Source organism: Parasphingorhabdus sp. (assembly GCF_039977335.1).
Lineage (GTDB): Bacteria > Pseudomonadota > Alphaproteobacteria > Sphingomonadales > Sphingomonadaceae > Parasphingorhabdus.
This window is the reverse complement of sequence record NZ_JBDWDI010000004.1, coordinates 884,518-900,129: the sequence shown is the minus strand read 5'-3', so window position 1 is coordinate 900,129 and position 15,612 is coordinate 884,518. Positions and strand designations below refer to the sequence as shown.

The window sequence follows — 15,612 nt, the reverse complement described above, 5'->3', positions numbered from 1 at the left end:
CAGTGGTGTTCCCTACGTAGTTTTACGTATTTTCCGCGTCTGCTTTATCGCGCGTAGCTGGCACTCTTCTTTGGAGATGGGAATGAACGAGACAATATGTAATAAAAAGCGCAACCGAGGGTGCGTATTTTATGAGGATGTTTCGCCATGCGCGAGAGCGTGACTATCGACACCGATCGTCAGACCTATTTGGAAGCTGTGCTGGCGGCTCTGCCAGAATGTGTTGCGATCGTGGACCGCAATTTCGAGCTGATCGATATGAACCAGGCCGGGCTCGCGAAAATCGGCGTGGACCGCTTTGAGGACCTGCCAGAAGGTGCGCCACTATCGCTAATTTCGAAACCCTATCGCCGGATTTATCGAGAAGCGTTTGAAAGCGCTCTTCGCGGTGGAGATCAGGAAAAAAACCTCCCTTTCCGACTACAAATTAATGCAGTTGATGGTGCTACCCATTTGTTAGAATGTCGGTTCGCACCGCTCGCCGATAAAGCCGGTATCATCAATGGTGCTGTGATCACTTCTCGCGATATATCAGAATGGCAGGATGCGCTTGATGCAGCCGAACAATCCAGCTCGATATTGGAATCGATATTGGCTGCTGTGCCAAATGCGATGGTAGTGATTGATGAGCACGGTCATATAACCTCCTTCAGTGCCGCTGCCGAGAAGTTGTTTGGTTATCAGGAATCTGAAATTCTCGGCCGGAATGTCAACATGCTTATGCCAGCGCCGCACCAAGATGCTCATGATGGCTATATTCAGCGTTATCTGCGTACCGGTGAAAAACATATAATCGGCATCGGACGAACCGTTGAAGGGCGCAAAAAAGACGGCACGATATTCCCGATCAGACTGGAAGTCGGAGAAGCGCAAATTGGCGATCGGTGTCTCTTCACCGGTTTTATAGTCGATTTGACCGAGCAGAAAAGAACCGAGGCAGAATTACAAGCCTTGCAAGGCGATCTCATGCATGCTTCGCGGCTCAGTGCGGTTGGCAGTCTGGCTTCGGCCCTAGCCCATGAGGTGAATCAGCCGCTCACCGCCATTGCCAACTATCTCTCGGCTGCTCGTGATATGCTTGATCAGGGTGTCGAAGGTAATGAACCATTGCTCTATGAGGCTTTACAGGAAAGTGTATCAGAAAGCTTGCGGGCCGGGACAATTGTCCGGCGGCTGCGAGAATTTGTCGCAAAGGGTGAAATTAACCGCCAAATATTGTCGATCGCTCAGCTGGTCGAGGATGCTATGACATTGGGGCTGGTCGGCGCTTATGACAAAGGCATAACATGCACGACCAACATTGACCCCGACACCAATCACGTCTTTGCCGACCGGGTGCAGATTCAGCAAGTGATGGTCAATCTGATGCGCAACGCCATTGAAGCGATGGCCGGCAGCGCGGACAAGCAGCTGGGTATCAGCGTTCAATCGGCACCCGGTAAACGTGTCGAAATTGCTATTTCCGATACCGGCAGCGGCATTGATCCGGAAATGGCTGACAAGCTTTTTCATCCCTTTGCTACAACCAAGGGCGGCGGCATGGGGCTCGGCCTGTCTATCTGCCGCACGATCATCGAGGCGCATGAAGGGACAATATATGCCGAGCCCAATCCGCCTGGGGGTACGATTTTCCGGATATTCCTTTTGAAAGCTGCTGAGGAGCAATTGAATGTCGAATGAGCATTTGGTTTATGTTGTGGACGATGACGATGCGGTGCGCCGTTCCGCAGCGTTCATGCTGCGTCATGCCGGATTTCAGGTCCGCCCAGTGGAATCGGGTGTCGCCTTTCTGAAGCTCGCGAAAAATGCCGAACGTGGCTGCGTGCTGCTGGATGTCCGGATGCCCGAAATGAGCGGGCTAGAAGTCCAGCAGGAGATGGTCAGGCAGGGTATTGATATGCCCGTCGTCATTCTGACAGGTCATGGCGACGTTGAAATTGCGGTTCAAGCCATGCGCGCTGGAGCGATAAACTTCCTAGAAAAGCCCTATGAGAAAGAGGCACTTCTTGCGGCGATGGAAGAAGCCTTTGAGCGGTTGGAGAATAGCGAGCTGAAGGAAATGGAATCTTCTGAAGCTAAGATAAGACTGGCTTGTCTGACTGGTCGCGAGCGGGATGTGCTGGACGGGCTGATGACCGGTTACCCCAATAAAACCATAGCCTATGACCTTGGTATCTCCCCGCGCACCGTGGAGATTTACCGCGCTAACATGATGGAAAAACTCCGCGTCAGAAGCCTTGCCGAAGCGTTGCGGATCGGGTTTGCAGCCGAAGCTGGCGAAACAGCTCAGGTCAAACCCATCCAGAACTGACTTACGTAAATCTGCGGATGGTGTTGTTGGAGGGCAGGGGGCAAATTGCCGATAATGGAAGGACACCCCATGACCAATATTGCGCAACAAGAACCCGGACGACCTGATGAGCTGCCGAGTCCGCAACCAACAGAAACGCCGCCTTTTGAACCAGATCGGATACGTGAGCCTGGATCGCCGGAAACACCGCCACCTGAACCCGAGCAACCGGCAGAACGCCCGCCGGAATATCCCGTGCCCGATGAAACATCCGCATTACCCAGCCTTTAATAGCAGCCCCAAATAACCAATTGCGGCTGCCGGACAGTCAAAGCAGATAGATCAGGATTTGACGCCATTTTGCGCCCACATGGCAAGCGCACCAATGGCCAGGCCAGCACCTGTTGCCGCTAACACACTGGCAAAAGGATGTTGCTGCATTTCAATGGCAATAGCTTCTTTTCTTTGCTCGCCGGTCTCGCGCAGTTGTTCACTACGCTCCCGTAATGCTTCACTTTTTTCTTTAAGTGTTTCAGTCGCTTGTTCTTTGAAGTCCTTCATGCGCTCTGTGGCGCCTTCTGCGACTTCATCGCGCAACTTTCTTATGTCGGTTTGCAGGCTTTCCAGATCGTTGCGGATGGCAGCAATTTGGTTGCCATAGTCATGATCATGCTGGGGGTGGGCTAGGGTCGTTTCTTTATTCATGTCTTTCACTCCTTCTTCATCGTTACGTGTTTTCAATATTCCGGGGCAATTTATGTCGTGCCAGTTCACAGCGGTCATAACGTAATTGCCACTAGGCGGCGCGCCTTGAACGATCAGCTTTTTGGCCGCTCGATCGTTGGCCCCAGATCCGCCAGGACCTCGCGAGCATTAAACACCCGCTGACCATCTTCTGGCGCCGGGCCGCTACCCATTTTTATCTCGGCATGGGCTTCGAATTTTTCGACCGTCCGCACATCGACATCATAGGACCAGAAACGATAGCCGCCATAGGGATGCCAGGTCGTCCAGACATTCCCGCGATAATAGCGCCAGTGCGGCCGCCAATAACCATAGCCCGTGCCATACCAAGGATCATAGCGAGGAGAACGATCGACATAGGTGCGCCGGTCGCGTTCGGTCGTATGGTCGATCAGCATGAACCAGTCATAGTCGTTTTGATCGGTTAGTTCGGCTGCGCGGTAGAGCAAATAACCCTCCACCCGGTCGCGCGACGTGAAGATATTGCCCGCAAAATCCACCCGGTAGCGATCATCAGTCAGACGCTTATCCGAATACCCGCCTGAGACTTTCTGCCCGTAAATATTTGGCTGATATGGAGTGGCAGTCGCACAGGCGACAAGCACAAGCGTTAGCATCAACGCCGTAATCTTTGTAGCGTAGTTACGAATATTGAGCATTGGGGCCATTATTTTCCTCCTTTAAAATTGGACAGCTGGTCAGAACCAGATGATGCAATCTCCACAGGCAGGCGTCTTGTGTCTTTACGTATTTGTTCGGAGATGGAACCCTATTTTGGTGAATGCACTATTTTCAAGGTTTCAATAAAGGTCACGGGCATTTGTTCAGTAACAATACTTATCGCAGCTCTGGCCCTTGCTATCGTAACGTGATTTACAACGCTGCGGTTTCACCTGCAGCATTGATCTGGAAATCTAAAACAGGAAAAAAATGTGCTAATACGCAATGGTAGTTTGATCGTCGCGGTCGATGGGTCACGCATGTCGATTTTTCGGAATGTTGGTGAAGCCTTCAAGCCCGCGTTGGAACTTGTTGAGGAACATCAGGATCCTTCACCCCGGTCATCTGAACTAGGCACGGACCGGCCTGGCCGAAGCTCCCAAAGTACAACACCGCGCAAAGGCGCCTATGAGCAGACTGACTTGCATCAACAGGCCGAAGACCGCTTTGCGCGGGAAGCTGCCGAGCGTATTGATCAGATCGCTCGGGATGCCAAAGTTGGTCTGGTGCTGGTCGCCGCCCCCCGGGCATTGGGTGTGATCCGCCAAAACCTCAAGCCGGAAACCAGTCAAAAATTGCTCGCCGAAATTGCTAAAGCCTTTGGTCCGCATGAGGCGGAACCTTTGGCCAAGACGCTTGAGAAGCATGACGTTTAGCATGGCTATATAGAACCATCGGGACCTGACTGTTCACAAGCCCCGATGGCGTTGTTGCAACGACGATGGACGATGGCTTGTCTTCAGGCGTCAGTATTGCTGGCGGTAAGGTCGAATTCCAGCAACATGAGAGTCGCATCGCCGGGATAACTTTGGACAGTGAATCCCATTTCTCGTTCCAGCTCGATCGCCTCATGGTTCTGACGGCTCTCGATGGATTGAAGCTTCTTGATGCCACTTTGCCTAGCTGCGCTGGTGACATATTCTAGGAAGGTCCAACTCATTCCGCGATGTTTGTAATCAGAGCGGGTTACAATGGCGACCTCGGCCTCCGACCGATCCGCATTGGCGCCAATCATGGCACTGGCGATGATCGTTTTGTCGTCAATGTCGAGGGCTATATAGTCCTCCTTATGCTCGTGATCGACATTGATCATGCTATCCAAAATAGAATTGCTCACTTCTGGCATGCTCGATAAAAAACGAAAACGCAGGTCTTCCTTCGAAACATTGGCAAAAAACTTCCTTAGAGCTTCTTTGTCTTCCGGCTCGACTGGGCGGACATGAAATTCAAAACCAGTATTGGTTGTGAGGGGGATGCTGTTGCTGACAATTAAATCATGGCTTTCGTGATGCTCTGGTGTTGGCGCGTTTTTTCTCGAAACTGACATAGCGGATTTCCTCTTGGTCATATTGTCGGGATGGGGTGATCCGGCAAATATGATCCCTAGAGTCCAGTTCGGTTATCCGTAATGATCCCTATCTTGGTAACCAGAGGGAAGGTCGCGGCTGTTCATGTTTTCCATCCCGCCAATGGTGGTGCGATTAATTGCCCTGAGCGCGGGCCATCAAATCCATAAAGTCACGCGCTGTGTTGCGATCTGCCTCATCTTCGAAACTGCTGTCGAGATCCGGCGCAGAGCCAAGCATATACAGGACAGCCCATAAGGCAAAGCGCCGCCCACGATCAGTTTCCAGTCCCAGATCGACGCGCATCCGTTCGAGGCCGGCATTCATCGCCTCTGCGCGGACCGACGAAAGGTCGGTGGTACCGAAATAGCGTTGCAATTGATCATCGAAATCCATGCAGGTCGATCTAATCTATCCCCAGTCTATTCGCAACATAGTCGCAAAATACCGGGTTTGAGCTCGTTCCATCTGTTGAAAGTTCATAACCTTCTGGGTAGGGCCGCCATGTGAATGCTGGTATAGAAATAGGAACCGATGACACGGGGCAATCCGTGCACATAAATATTGAAGAGTTGCTGGCGACGCGCTTGCTCGTTCAGGGCAATTCAGGTTCCGGCAAGTCGCATCTTCTTCGCCGTTTGCTTGAAGAAAGCGCTCATCTTGTTCAACAAGTGGTGATTGATCCCGAAGGTGATTTTGCCACCTTGGCCGATGCCTATAATCATGTTGTGATCGATGCGGGCGACTATAATGAGCAGGAAATCGCGACGATGGGCACTCGCATAAGGGAGCACCGCGCGTCGATCATACTCAATTTGGAAGCGCTGGAGCTCGAAGCGCAAATGACCTGTGCCGCGGCCTTTCTCAATGCCATGTTCGATGCGCCGCGTGATCATTGGTATCCCGCATTGGTGGTAGTCGACGAAGCGCAGATGTTCGCGCCCGCCGTTTCAGGAGATGTTCCGGATATCGTTCGCCGTTCGAGCCTGGGCGCAATGACCAATCTCATGTGCCGCGGGCGTAAACGTGGGCTAGCTGGCGCAATTGCGACCCAGAGGCTTGCCAAGCTGGCAAAAAACGTGGCTGCTGAGGCCAGTAATTTCCTGATGGGACGCACCTTCCTGGATATTGATATGGCGCGCGCGGCCGACTTATTGGGTATGGAACGCAGACAAGCCGAACGCATCAGGGATTTGGAGCGAGGGTGTTTCCTTGGCCTTGGTCCAGCGATATCGCGGCGACCAATATCCATGAAAATTGGGTCGACGCAAACCAGCGCGCGTATGGGCACGCATAGCCTCTTGCCTATGCCAGAGGCTGAGCCAGAGAATTTACGATCCATGCTATTTGCCGAAATGGAAACCGACCCGGTGCCGGTTCAACCTCAGCCCGAGCCACAACCGGTTGCCGCCGAGGAGTTGATTCGCCGTATCGCCACACCGGACCTAGCCGAAGCGGCGTCTGCATCTGATGATATGAGCGAAGAGGTTAAGGCGGATGCTGCCGACATCGAGGCAGCTATCGTAGATATTTTGGAGGAAATGCTTGCTGATACCAACAGTGCCTATCAACCGGATGCTTTGTTATATCAGGATTTCTCGGTCCGATGCCGGATGCAACAGCTTGCCACGGTGCCTCTGGAACTCGCTGATTTTCGCCGCCGGTTTGCTTTGGCAAAAGGCGGGATACTCGATCCCACCGAACCGCGTTGGGAAGACATTCTGAAAGCAGCAGGGCAGTTGCCCGAAGATATGGCCGCTCCTTTCCTGCAAATCGCGCGCGCCGCCATGGAGGGTAACCCATGTCCCGATGACGAAGCTCTTGGCCATGCCTATGGTACGCGATCGCCGGGCCGTATCCGCCGGTTGGTCGAATATATGGAGAAGCAAGGTGCTGTCGTTGTTCGTGCCGATTTTGGCGGAAGACGTTCCATTGGTATTCCGCAGCTGGGTCTTAGTACGGAGGCGGAATAGGCGTACCTATCTTTGTGAAGCACCGAATATAATGGCTCTGCCTGTCAGCTTTTGATTTTCAGACTTAAAGATCAAAAGCCTGGCGGGACATGATCTCGACTGTTTTATTCTCGAAAACCGCATCGCCCAGTTCTGCCTTCTTTTCGGCAAGATGCTTGTCGCGTTGCTGGAGCATTTCGATGATCGGATCGTGGAAAACCGAAACGGCGGCAGTCAGCCAATCGTTGACCAGCGGATCGCCTGGCGCTTTTTTCATGGAGAATAGTTTGAGCCGCGAGGCAATGGCTTCGGCGGGCATGAAATATTCGTAGGTAACCCAATAATTGGTCGTGAACCAACTGAGCGGCATGCCGTCCAGGCCGAAGCTTAAGGCACCAAAATGGACAACGCCTTGTGTCGGCTTGCCATTGGGCAGTTTTTTGGGTGGTTCGTAAAGCGCGTCTACGCCTTTAAACATGTCCAGCGGCAGGAACATGTGAAAATGGCCATGTTCGCCTTCTTCCCGTTCCTCGGGCTTGTGCGCATGGTAGAACCAGCGAGACTTGTTGCCGGGTGCAACACAGTCGCCCTTTGGGTAATGTTCGTACTGAACGAAAGGGGCGTCTGCCGGTACCACTCTGGGTACTAGCGAGACGCCCTCTTTAGCTATCTGGCCCGTGAGCTCAAACAGCCTTTCTAATGCATTTTCCAATGCTGAATAAGCTTAAGCTTACTCGGTTACTGCGTCTGCAGCGGCACAAGCAGCGTCGCCAGCGGCACATGCAGCGCCTTCAGCGGCACAACCAGCAGCTTCAGCAGCACAACCAGCGGCACATGCAGCAGCACAACCAGCGGCACATGCAGCACAGCCAGCAGCTTCAGCAGCACAACCAGCGGCACATGCAGCACACTCAGCGGCACATTCTGCAGCAGCAGCAGCATCTTCAGCTTGCTCAGCACATGCTGAAAGAGCAGGAACTGCAAGAGCAAGACCACCAGCTACTGCCAGCATTTTGCGGAAACTTGTTTCGTTAGACATTAAAATATCCCCTTTGGAATGAACTAGACTTTCCCCTCTATCTGCAAAGTTATGGACATGGCAAGTCTATTTGTACGTTATTCAAAAAAATGGCAGAAATTGAGGGTTTTTTAGGCAGTAAAATAGTTAATTGCTCATTTTTTGGGCGATGAATCACCCTGATTCTCTGCTGATTTCCGTGCCTATTTCTCTGCACCACGGATTTTCCCCCACTGGCGCGCGACCGTGTAACCGAGATAGCCCGTTCCAAATAAGGCATAGAGCGGTTCGGGAATACCGGCGAGATAGGCGTTCATGCCGCTGGCAATATCTTTGGCTGTTTCTGGTCTGATCGCGGCAATGATGCCCATGGGTATCGACCACAGCAGCAAAAGATACATAACATAGAGAAAACTCGGCCGAGCCCGGCTCGTCCAGGGATCGGCAGATTGTGCCTCTGCTAATATTGCAGATATCTGGATCCGGACTTGCTCCATTTCCTGACTGCCCTCGAGTTTGAGAAGCTCGAGCTTTGCAAGGTCGCGCGCCTGCTTGTCGGGAATGATCTTGTCGATAATTTTGGAAATGGGACCGATGAGAGTGGAGAGTAGAGACATATTCTGTTCCTTTTTGAATTAGGGAGGGGGGAGCGGTAAATCCGCAAAGTTCACATAGTTCTCACTACGAAAGGCGGTATTTCCGGTATTTTTCGTTTCGGTTGAATAGAGCCGGACCATGCGCAGCTACGAAGTTCACAAAGTACACACATACTATTGGTGATAACTTGGCGGGCCTGTTCACCCGATCCGATTGGCGAGCCAGCCATAGAGAAAGGCCTCATTGGCGGGGCGTTGTTCAGCCAGTTTGATATAGCGTTCGCCTTGAAGCGCCTCCACAGCCTTCAACAAAACTGTCTCACCACTCGTGCCGCGTTTTTTCAGAAATTGTTCCAGGGCGGCGATAGTCTGCGGCCCGATTTTTCGATCAACCTTAAGGTCGGAAAAATCCCGGCCATTACGATTCAGCGCATTGAGCGCCCTTTGCAAAAAGCCGGTCGCAATCCCAGACCCCATGTTAATGCCAGTGTCGAATAATTCTTCTGCCAACCGCAGAGCGTGTGTAGCGATTTTATCAAAGCCCGGGCGCAACCAATAATTGCGCTTATATATGGCCGCCGCCTGATCATAAGGAAAATACCGCATATCGCCAGCATAGCCATGGCGGCGTGCCACCATCTCCGTTACGCCCCAGCGGGTGGGGCCACCGCGATCCGCCGGATGGTTGGAATAGTCACCTTCTATGGCGATCACATCATCAATCAGTTTGTCGATATTCATCTTTTCTACCTTTCTCTATATGGGGAAAGTCTTCAAATAACCTATTTGGTTATATGTAGGAAAGAGTGAGATGGTCAGCGAGGAATTTAATTGACTGATTAACTCCGTTCGGGCCTATTCATACTCAACTTTGGCCAAGCGATTCGTTGGCTGAATCGCGCTGCAAAAATAATATTTAGGAGTTGGTAGATTGAACTTTGATTTTTCTGATGATCAAAAATTCCTGCGTGATGAAGCACGCAAATTTCTCGAAGCCCAGTGTACCAGTGCCCATGTGCGCGCGGTGCTCGACGATGACGCGATGAGTCATAATGATGAGGTCTGGCAGAAAATTGTCGAAATGGGCTGGCTAGGCGCCGCTATTCCCGAAGAATTTGGGGGTCTTGGTCTTGGCATGTTGGAACTCTGTGTGATTGCAGAAGAGTTGGGCAGGGTGCTCGCGCCGGTGCCGTTCGGATCATCGGCTTTTTTCTTTGCCGAAGCGATTAAGCTGGCTGGCACTGACGAGCAGAAAGCCGAATGGTTGCCTAAAGTAGCCGACGGTTCGATTGTTGGGTGTTTGGCGACGACCGAAGGACCGGGCGCGCTGTCTGCTTCTTCTGTTCAAACGACCGCAAAGGACGGAGCTCTTTCTGGAACCAAAGTACCCGTGACCGATGGAGACATTGCGACCCATGCTGTTGTGCTTGCCAAAGAAGGCAGCGGCACCGGCCTTTATATAGCGGCATTGGATCAGGACAATTTATCACGCAAATCGCTGAAAACGATCGAGCCCACCCGTAGCCATGCAGAGATTAAATTCAGCGGGGCGTCTGCTGCACGACTGGGGCATGAGACTGGCAACGGCATGGCGGTTTTGGATCAATTAATGAACCGTGGGGCAGTCTTGCTCGCTTTTGAACAATTGGGCGGGGCATCTCGTTGTCTGGAAATGGCTACAGACTATGCCAAGGAACGTCATGCTTTTGGTCGGCCAATTGGCGGCAATCAGGCAATCAAGCATAAGCTCGCTGATATCTATGTGAAAAATGAAGTGGCGCGTTCCAACGCCTATTATGGCGCTTGGGCTCTTTCTACCGACGCAGCTGAATTGCCGGAAGCGGCTGCGGCGGCGCGGGTCGCGGCGTCCGAAGCTTTCTGGTTTGCCAGTAAAGAAAATATCCAGACCCATGGCGGCATGGGCTTTACCTGGGAGGTGGATTGCCACCTCTATTATCGCCGCGCCAAATTGCTGGCAGTGCAGGCAGGCAGTCCGGCGGTTTGGAAAGAGAAGCTTGTTTCGGCGCTTGAAGCCAAAAACGCCGCGTAATCAGATTAAGACGTAACACGATAAAGGTAGGGACGAAGAAAATGGATTTTACCGACACACAAGAAGAAGCGGCGTTCCGAGCAGAAGCCAACGCGTTTCTGAGTCAGCATCTTGAACCCAAAAAGGCAGCGGCGATCCGCTCTGGCCGGCGCGAAGATTATCTGAAGCGCGCAAAGGATTGGCAGAAAGTTAAAGCCGAGAATCAGTTTGCGCAGATCACCTGGCCAAAGGAAATTGGCGGACGCGGTGGATCGTCAATGCAGCAGGTCATCTGGAATCAGGAAGAAGGTAAATTTGATGCGCCGACTGGCCCCTTTGCCATTGGCCTTGGTATGTGTGTCCCCACTGTCATCGCTTTTGGTTCTGATGAGCATAAGCAGCGTTATGTCCAAAAAGCACTGTTCGGTGAAGAAATCTGGTGTCAGCTTTTCTCTGAACCAGCAGCTGGTTCGGACGTCGCTGGTCTGAAAACCAAGGCGGTCAAGGACGGCGATGATTGGGTGATAAATGGCCAGAAGGTCTGGACCTCCGGTGCGCATTATTCGGACTATGGCATATTATTGGTCCGCACCGATCCTGATGTGCCTAAACATAAAGGCCTGACCATGTTCATCGTCGACATGAAGCAGGAAGGCGTTGATGTGCGCCCGATCCATCAGGCTTCTGGTGGTAGCGAGTTTAACGAGGTTTATTTCACCGATGTCCGTATTCCCGACAGCGACCGGCTGGGCGAACCCGGCATGGGCTGGAAGGTTGCTTTGGTCACGCTGATGAACGAACGGCTGGCCGTTGGCGGGTCTCCGGGACCGGATTGGGCAGAGATTATGGACTATGCGCGGTCCTCCGGTTCAATGAGCGATCAGGCATTCCGTGCGAAATTGGCTGACTGGTATGTCGCGGCGCAGGGTTACAAGCTGACCAAGTTCCGTACCCAGACGGCTTTGTCGAAAGGCGAAACGCCGGGGCCGGAAAACTCAATCGGCAAGGTGATCACCGCCAATCATTTGCAGGACATCTGTAATAGCGCGATCGAGATGCAGGATCATTACGGGATTATCTCCGACAAGGATCATGCGCCAGCGGATGCGATTTTTCAGGAAAGCTTCATGTGGGCGCCGGGTCTACGGATTGCCGGCGGCACGGACGAGATCCTGAAAAATATTATCGCAGAACGCGTGCTGGGCCTGCCGCAGGATGTGCGGGTCGACAAGGACAAGCCTTTCTCTGCTTTCTAGGCGGCGATCAGGTCGCGGACTTCAGCGGCTAAACCATAAGATTTTTCGCGCGCGGCTTGATCGAAGATCGAGCCGCAGACGATCAGCTCATCAGCCTGTGTGCGATCGAGAAAGGCGCGGACGCCACTAAGCACTGCATCGGGCGCCCCAACGGCGCTGCCTTGCATGATCTGGGCGAGCATGGACTGAGCCTGCGGCGGCAGGCTTTCGCGATAGCCTTCGACTGGCGGCGGCAGTTTGCCGGGATTGCCCGTGCGCAGCGCCACGAAACTTTGCATCATTGATGTCGCGAGATGTTCGGCTTCGTCATCCGTATCGGCCGCGAAGATATTGAAGCCACACATCGCATAAGGCTCCGCCAATTGCGCCGATGGTTTGAAATCACGACGGTAAATGGCCAGCGCTTCATCGAGCGCTTGCGGCGCAAAATGAGAAGCAAAGGCATAAGGCAGGCCAAGAGCGGCAGCGAGCTGCGCACCGAACAGGCTGCTGCCCAATATATAAAGCGGGATTTTCGCGCCTGCACCGGGTGTCGCCTGAATGCCCAGTGCCGGGTCGCCTTCAAGCAGCGCTTGGAGTTCGACGACGTCGCGTGGAAACTGATTAGGATCGGTGTTGAGGTTGCGCCGCATGGCTTGAGCCACGCGCTGATCGGAACCCGGTGCACGGCCAAGGCCGAGATCAACGCGGCCGGGGAAAAGCGCCTCCAGCGTTCCGAATTGTTCGGCAATCACCATCGGCGCATGATTGGGCAGCATGATCCCGCCGGCGCCAATGCGGATGGTCTTCGTGCCTGCGCCAATATGACTGAGCGCCACCGATGTCGCCGCGCTGGCAATCCCGGCCATGCCATGATGTTCGGCCATCCAGAACCGTTCAAAGCCCAGGGCTTCACCATGCTGCGCCAAGGCTAGCGAGCGGTCCAATGCAGTTTTGACATCAGAACCTTGCGGCACCGGCGATAGATCAAGAATGGAAAATTTCACGGCTTTGCTCATCATCTACCTCTTTTGCCCCAATTGACCGGCTACTTTAATGGCATAACCGCCCGGTACTGCCTGAAAACCCAGGGTGGGGAGCAGGACTGTCCAAGCCCGCTCGTTTCCATTTAGGAACAAACGCGCCGTATAAAAGCCATTGCCTTCGAGTTTCATTGTCAATTGTTCCATACCCGACCCGCTTTTTAGCGGTAGAACAAGTACGCCATCTTCACACATCGCGTTGCCGAGTAGGCCCTGTTTGAGATCCAGTCCCGGAATATTGGCATCCAGAGACAATCGCACTTTGCCGCTGGCGGATTGACAACGACCACCAGCAAAGGCTGCGCTGACATTATCTAGTGCAATATTAGATGCCGGCAGCGGTGCAAGTTGCCCACCGACGCTTAGGACCGTGGTGGCGTTTTCAACCAACAGGCTGTTGCCTTGCTTACCGATGGTGGCGGTTAGTCCACCGTCGCCCGCAACAGCAGGGCGTTCCAGATCCATCTTTACCTTGCCAGTCAGCAAAGGAAAAAACTGCACGCCTGCGTCCAGGTCACCCAGCGCAAAAGGTCCAAGCTGTGCTTTTTCTACACGACCGTTCCAGATGCTACCGCTAATCTCGCGTGCAGAAAATTTCGAGTTTTCCAGACCGGCCATGCTCACCGCGAGCTTCAGCGGCATGAAGACAAGCGCCAATATTATCAGCCCGATGACAATCAGAATATAGATCAAAGTGCGCGGCACCTGCTTTCCCATTTATCTCAGATCCACTATTATAGCTCAGGCGTAAACTGATCAAAATACGTATAAATATCCGCTTCGTCGCGGCTCGCGGCATTGCGCCATGTTGGCGCGGACTTGGGATTGAGCAACGCGCCGCGTGGTGAGAGGACGAGCACGGTCGGTGTGCCCTTAATCTGATTAATGCCAAAACGCTGGGCGATATCGATATTGCGGTCGCGATACCCAACATCGACATAGACAATCTCATATTTGGGATTGAGCATCTCGGCAAAGCGCGGATTTTCAAACCATCCGGCCAGCCCGCGACTATCATGGCACCAGTTGGCGCCCATGACGACCAGCACACGCTTGTCCGCCGCCACAGCGCGGGCCAGCGCGGCATCGACTTCTTGTGATGCCTTGGCGTTCTTTTTATAAGGTTTGGCTTCCGGGTGTTCCGCAGCAGTGTCATCCTTATCGGGGGCCGCAAGAGTGGGTGTTGCTAACAACAATCCTGCGGCCAGGAAAAAATATTTCAGCATTTTAGCTGCCTGCCTGTGCGATTAGTTTTGGAAGGTTACCCATGGCCGCCATAGCATTGGTCCGGAACTCGCCCAATATTGCCATCTTCTCTTCATCATCAGGAGATACGCCAAAGATCATTTTACCAAAGCCGTCGAGCCTGCTTTGCGTGATCCATTTGTTGACGACCTTGTCTTGCGACCATTGAAACTGGTTCATCATATTGACCATCGTTGCGGCGGGATATGTATCTATGCCATCGGGCAAGGGAATGGGTTTTCCCAGGCGGTTCTTGGTCTCGTCATCATCATAAGTGACTTCGAGAAATGCCGAGAGAGCAGCACTAAACGCTGGTTGCGGCACGCGGATCATTTGCAGTGTGATCAAGCCGTCCTGAAATTGCGGGACCACTGGGCGGCGTTCGACAGCTGTGGCGGTACAATCAATGTACAACGTTTCCGCTGGCATCGGATAGTCACCCTCTTTCAGGTGCATGCCGCCCTGATCAATGGTCTCGACATGACCCATGCGCACGACATTTTTAATCTGTCGCAAGATATCGACTTCGCCTTGCGAGATGGTAGCATAATGAAACATGCTAGGTTTCGCGTCTGGGTCAATGCGCAACATGACGCCGCATGCTTCGAGGCGCAGGAATAGATCATCGGTAGTTTCTGCTGCTGCCAGCGCCGCCATCAAATCCCTTTGGCCGCCAATGGTTTCGTGGAAAAATTCCTGACCGGGCTGGGTATTGTTCCGATTGAGCAGCCAACTATCGCGCGGGCAAACCCAGATTATGTCATCCGGATCAGCGCCGGAACGCAGCAACCAGACACCGACATCCATCGCGGTCTTGCCCGCACCGAGGATAGCAAACTTCTTGGGCCGTGGTCCCGTGCCCTGCCAAAGCTGTGGCAACGCATTGGGCGGGATCATCTGCGCGCCGTCCTTCACCTCAAATTTCGGTATATGGGTGGATGGAACGGTGGTGCCGTAATAGGTCGCGTCCACGACCTTTTTACGGATGTTGATCTGGGTTTCCTTGCCCGAGAGCAAAGACACAAACTTGCCGTCCCCCAGATAATCACTCATCGGATGATAGCTCACCCGTCCGCTCGGCAAGAAGCGCTGGTGCATCACCTTTTCGAAATAGCTGTTTACCTCCGTACCGGTAGCCAGTTCATAATAGCCTTTGTTCAAACCGGTCTTGTCAATCGCACCGCTGCCCAACTCGGTCGAGTTCACACCATAAAAGGCAGATGGCTGATGCAGGGACACAAAGGGATAGGCATCATTCCAGTGACCGCCCGGTTTGCCATGCCGGTCGACAATCGTGATATGCGCATCGCTCTCATCCAGCAGTGTATCGGCAAAAGCCATGCCCACGGCACCGCTGCCGATAATTAGATAATCCGTTTCGGCAGTCGCCATGG

At 53.1% G+C, this 15,612-nt stretch carries 19 protein-coding genes; 7 read left to right on the top strand and 12 right to left on the bottom strand.

Annotated elements, in window-relative coordinates; translation table 11 throughout:
- Positions 1–147: 147 nt before the first annotated feature.
- From ABJM21_RS11645 to ABJM21_RS11635, 3 genes are all read left to right on the top strand, one after another.
- The gene (locus tag ABJM21_RS11645; protein ID WP_348300983.1) at positions 148–1,680 is read left to right on the top strand and encodes a PAS domain S-box protein; all 1,533 of its coding nucleotides are present in this window, start codon (positions 148–150) and stop codon (positions 1,678–1,680) included.
- Positions 1,670–2,311 (top strand): response regulator, encoded by a 642-nt coding sequence (locus ABJM21_RS11640; protein ID WP_348300984.1) that lies wholly within the window; start codon positions 1,670–1,672, stop codon positions 2,309–2,311. Before ABJM21_RS11645 ends, ABJM21_RS11640 begins: the two co-directional genes overlap by 11 nt.
- Positions 2,312–2,380: 69 nt before the next feature.
- Positions 2,381–2,581, top strand: a complete 201-nt coding sequence (locus tag ABJM21_RS11635) for a hypothetical protein (RefSeq protein WP_348300985.1) — start codon at positions 2,381–2,383, stop codon at positions 2,579–2,581.
- 51 nt (positions 2,582–2,632) lie between these two features.
- Here the strand turns inward: ABJM21_RS11635 and ABJM21_RS11630 are convergent, their stop codons facing one another.
- A complete protein-coding gene (locus ABJM21_RS11630; RefSeq protein ID WP_348300986.1) occupies positions 2,633–3,073 on the bottom strand; it encodes a hypothetical protein in 441 nt (146 codons plus the stop codon).
- A 35-nt stretch (positions 3,074–3,108) separates the two neighbouring features.
- A complete protein-coding gene (locus tag ABJM21_RS11625) occupies positions 3,109–3,702 on the bottom strand; it encodes a hypothetical protein (RefSeq protein ID WP_348300987.1) in 594 nt (197 codons plus the stop codon).
- Between the two features lie 264 nt (positions 3,703–3,966).
- On the opposite strand from ABJM21_RS11625, the gene ABJM21_RS11620 reads away from it, so the two are divergent.
- Positions 3,967–4,410: a host attachment family protein gene (locus ABJM21_RS11620; protein WP_348300988.1), complete on the top strand. Its 444-nt coding sequence runs from the start codon at positions 3,967–3,969 to the stop codon at positions 4,408–4,410.
- 83 nt (positions 4,411–4,493) lie between these two features.
- Here ABJM21_RS11620 and ABJM21_RS11615 read toward each other — a convergent pair whose 3' ends face one another.
- Together ABJM21_RS11615 and ABJM21_RS11610 are read right to left on the bottom strand one after the other, a co-directional pair.
- Positions 4,494–5,081: a GNAT family N-acetyltransferase gene (locus ABJM21_RS11615; RefSeq protein WP_348300989.1), complete on the bottom strand. Its 588-nt coding sequence runs from the start codon at positions 5,079–5,081 to the stop codon at positions 4,494–4,496.
- 154 nt (positions 5,082–5,235) lie between these two features.
- Positions 5,236–5,496 carry a hypothetical protein gene (locus ABJM21_RS11610; RefSeq protein WP_348300990.1) on the bottom strand — a complete coding sequence of 87 codons (261 nt, stop codon included), beginning with the start codon at positions 5,494–5,496 and terminating at the stop codon, positions 5,236–5,238.
- Positions 5,497–5,606: 110 nt separating this feature from the next.
- On the opposite strand from ABJM21_RS11610, the gene ABJM21_RS11605 reads away from it, so the two are divergent.
- Positions 5,607–7,073, top strand: a complete 1,467-nt coding sequence (locus tag ABJM21_RS11605; RefSeq protein ID WP_348300991.1) for an ATP-binding protein — start codon at positions 5,607–5,609, stop codon at positions 7,071–7,073.
- A gap of 64 nt (positions 7,074–7,137) precedes the next feature.
- On the opposite strand, the gene ABJM21_RS11600 is transcribed toward ABJM21_RS11605, so the two are convergent.
- From ABJM21_RS11600 to ABJM21_RS11585, 4 genes are all read right to left on the bottom strand, one after another.
- Positions 7,138–7,764 (bottom strand): hypothetical protein, encoded by a 627-nt coding sequence (locus tag ABJM21_RS11600; RefSeq protein WP_348300992.1) that lies wholly within the window; start codon positions 7,762–7,764, stop codon positions 7,138–7,140.
- Positions 7,765–7,790: 26 nt separating this feature from the next.
- Positions 7,791–8,048, bottom strand: a complete 258-nt coding sequence (locus ABJM21_RS11595; RefSeq protein WP_348300993.1) for a hypothetical protein — start codon at positions 8,046–8,048, stop codon at positions 7,791–7,793.
- A 225-nt stretch (positions 8,049–8,273) separates the two neighbouring features.
- On the bottom strand, positions 8,274–8,687 hold the full coding sequence (locus tag ABJM21_RS11590; RefSeq protein WP_348300994.1) for a holin family protein: 414 nt from the start codon (positions 8,685–8,687) through the stop codon (positions 8,274–8,276).
- A gap of 180 nt (positions 8,688–8,867) precedes the next feature.
- Entirely contained in the window at positions 8,868–9,407 is a 540-nt protein-coding gene (locus ABJM21_RS11585) for a glycosyl hydrolase 108 family protein (protein ID WP_348300995.1), read from the bottom strand.
- A gap of 190 nt (positions 9,408–9,597) precedes the next feature.
- On the opposite strand from ABJM21_RS11585, the gene ABJM21_RS11580 reads away from it, so the two are divergent.
- Entirely contained in the window at positions 9,598–10,716 is a 1,119-nt protein-coding gene (locus ABJM21_RS11580) for an acyl-CoA dehydrogenase family protein (protein ID WP_348300996.1), read from the top strand.
- A 41-nt stretch (positions 10,717–10,757) separates the two neighbouring features.
- Entirely contained in the window at positions 10,758–11,951 is a 1,194-nt protein-coding gene (locus ABJM21_RS11575; protein ID WP_348300997.1) for an acyl-CoA dehydrogenase family protein, read from the top strand.
- On the opposite strand, the gene ABJM21_RS11570 is transcribed toward ABJM21_RS11575, so the two are convergent.
- The 4 genes from ABJM21_RS11570 to ABJM21_RS11555 are packed head-to-tail and all read right to left on the bottom strand — an operon-like array spanning position 11,948 to position 15,610.
- Positions 11,948–12,949 carry an LLM class flavin-dependent oxidoreductase gene (locus ABJM21_RS11570; RefSeq protein ID WP_348300998.1) on the bottom strand — a complete coding sequence of 334 codons (1,002 nt, stop codon included), beginning with the start codon at positions 12,947–12,949 and terminating at the stop codon, positions 11,948–11,950. The genes ABJM21_RS11575 and ABJM21_RS11570 overlap by 4 nt on opposite strands.
- Positions 12,950–12,952: 3 nt before the next feature.
- A complete protein-coding gene (gspN, locus tag ABJM21_RS11565; protein ID WP_348300999.1) occupies positions 12,953–13,690 on the bottom strand; it encodes a type II secretion system protein N in 738 nt (245 codons plus the stop codon).
- A gap of 17 nt (positions 13,691–13,707) precedes the next feature.
- The gene (locus ABJM21_RS11560; protein ID WP_348301000.1) at positions 13,708–14,199 is read right to left on the bottom strand and encodes a thioredoxin family protein; all 492 of its coding nucleotides are present in this window, start codon (positions 14,197–14,199) and stop codon (positions 13,708–13,710) included.
- A gap of 1 nt (position 14,200) precedes the next feature.
- Positions 14,201–15,610 carry an NAD(P)-binding protein gene (locus ABJM21_RS11555; protein WP_348301001.1) on the bottom strand — a complete coding sequence of 470 codons (1,410 nt, stop codon included), beginning with the start codon at positions 15,608–15,610 and terminating at the stop codon, positions 14,201–14,203.
- Positions 15,611–15,612 lie beyond the last annotated feature (2 nt).

Excerpts from the sequence above, each read along its gene's own strand:
- ABJM21_RS11635 (WP_348300985.1), top strand. The coding sequence starts at position 2,381 with ATGACCAATATTGCGCAACAAGAACCCGGACGACCTGATGAGCTGCCG.
- ABJM21_RS11645 (WP_348300983.1), top strand. The coding sequence starts at position 148 with ATGCGCGAGAGCGTGACTATCGACACCGATCGTCAGACCTATTTGGAA.
- gspN (WP_348300999.1), bottom strand. The coding sequence starts at position 13,690 with ATGGGAAAGCAGGTGCCGCGCACTTTGATCTATATTCTGATTGTCATC.
- ABJM21_RS11575 (WP_348300997.1), top strand. The coding sequence starts at position 10,758 with ATGGATTTTACCGACACACAAGAAGAAGCGGCGTTCCGAGCAGAAGCC.
- ABJM21_RS11590 (WP_348300994.1), bottom strand. The coding sequence starts at position 8,687 with ATGTCTCTACTCTCCACTCTCATCGGTCCCATTTCCAAAATTATCGAC.
- ABJM21_RS11625 (WP_348300987.1), bottom strand. The coding sequence starts at position 3,702 with ATGGCCCCAATGCTCAATATTCGTAACTACGCTACAAAGATTACGGCG.
- ABJM21_RS11610 (WP_348300990.1), bottom strand. The coding sequence starts at position 5,496 with ATGGATTTCGATGATCAATTGCAACGCTATTTCGGTACCACCGACCTT.
- ABJM21_RS11555 (WP_348301001.1), bottom strand. The coding sequence starts at position 15,610 with ATGGCGACTGCCGAAACGGATTATCTAATTATCGGCAGCGGTGCCGTG.
- ABJM21_RS11615 (WP_348300989.1), bottom strand. The coding sequence starts at position 5,081 with ATGTCAGTTTCGAGAAAAAACGCGCCAACACCAGAGCATCACGAAAGC.
- ABJM21_RS11630 (WP_348300986.1), bottom strand. The coding sequence starts at position 3,073 with ATGACCGCTGTGAACTGGCACGACATAAATTGCCCCGGAATATTGAAA.
- ABJM21_RS11560 (WP_348301000.1), bottom strand. The coding sequence starts at position 14,199 with ATGCTGAAATATTTTTTCCTGGCCGCAGGATTGTTGTTAGCAACACCC.
- ABJM21_RS11585 (WP_348300995.1), bottom strand. The coding sequence starts at position 9,407 with ATGAATATCGACAAACTGATTGATGATGTGATCGCCATAGAAGGTGAC.
- ABJM21_RS11640 (WP_348300984.1), top strand. The coding sequence starts at position 1,670 with ATGTCGAATGAGCATTTGGTTTATGTTGTGGACGATGACGATGCGGTG.
- ABJM21_RS11570 (WP_348300998.1), bottom strand. The coding sequence starts at position 12,949 with ATGAGCAAAGCCGTGAAATTTTCCATTCTTGATCTATCGCCGGTGCCG.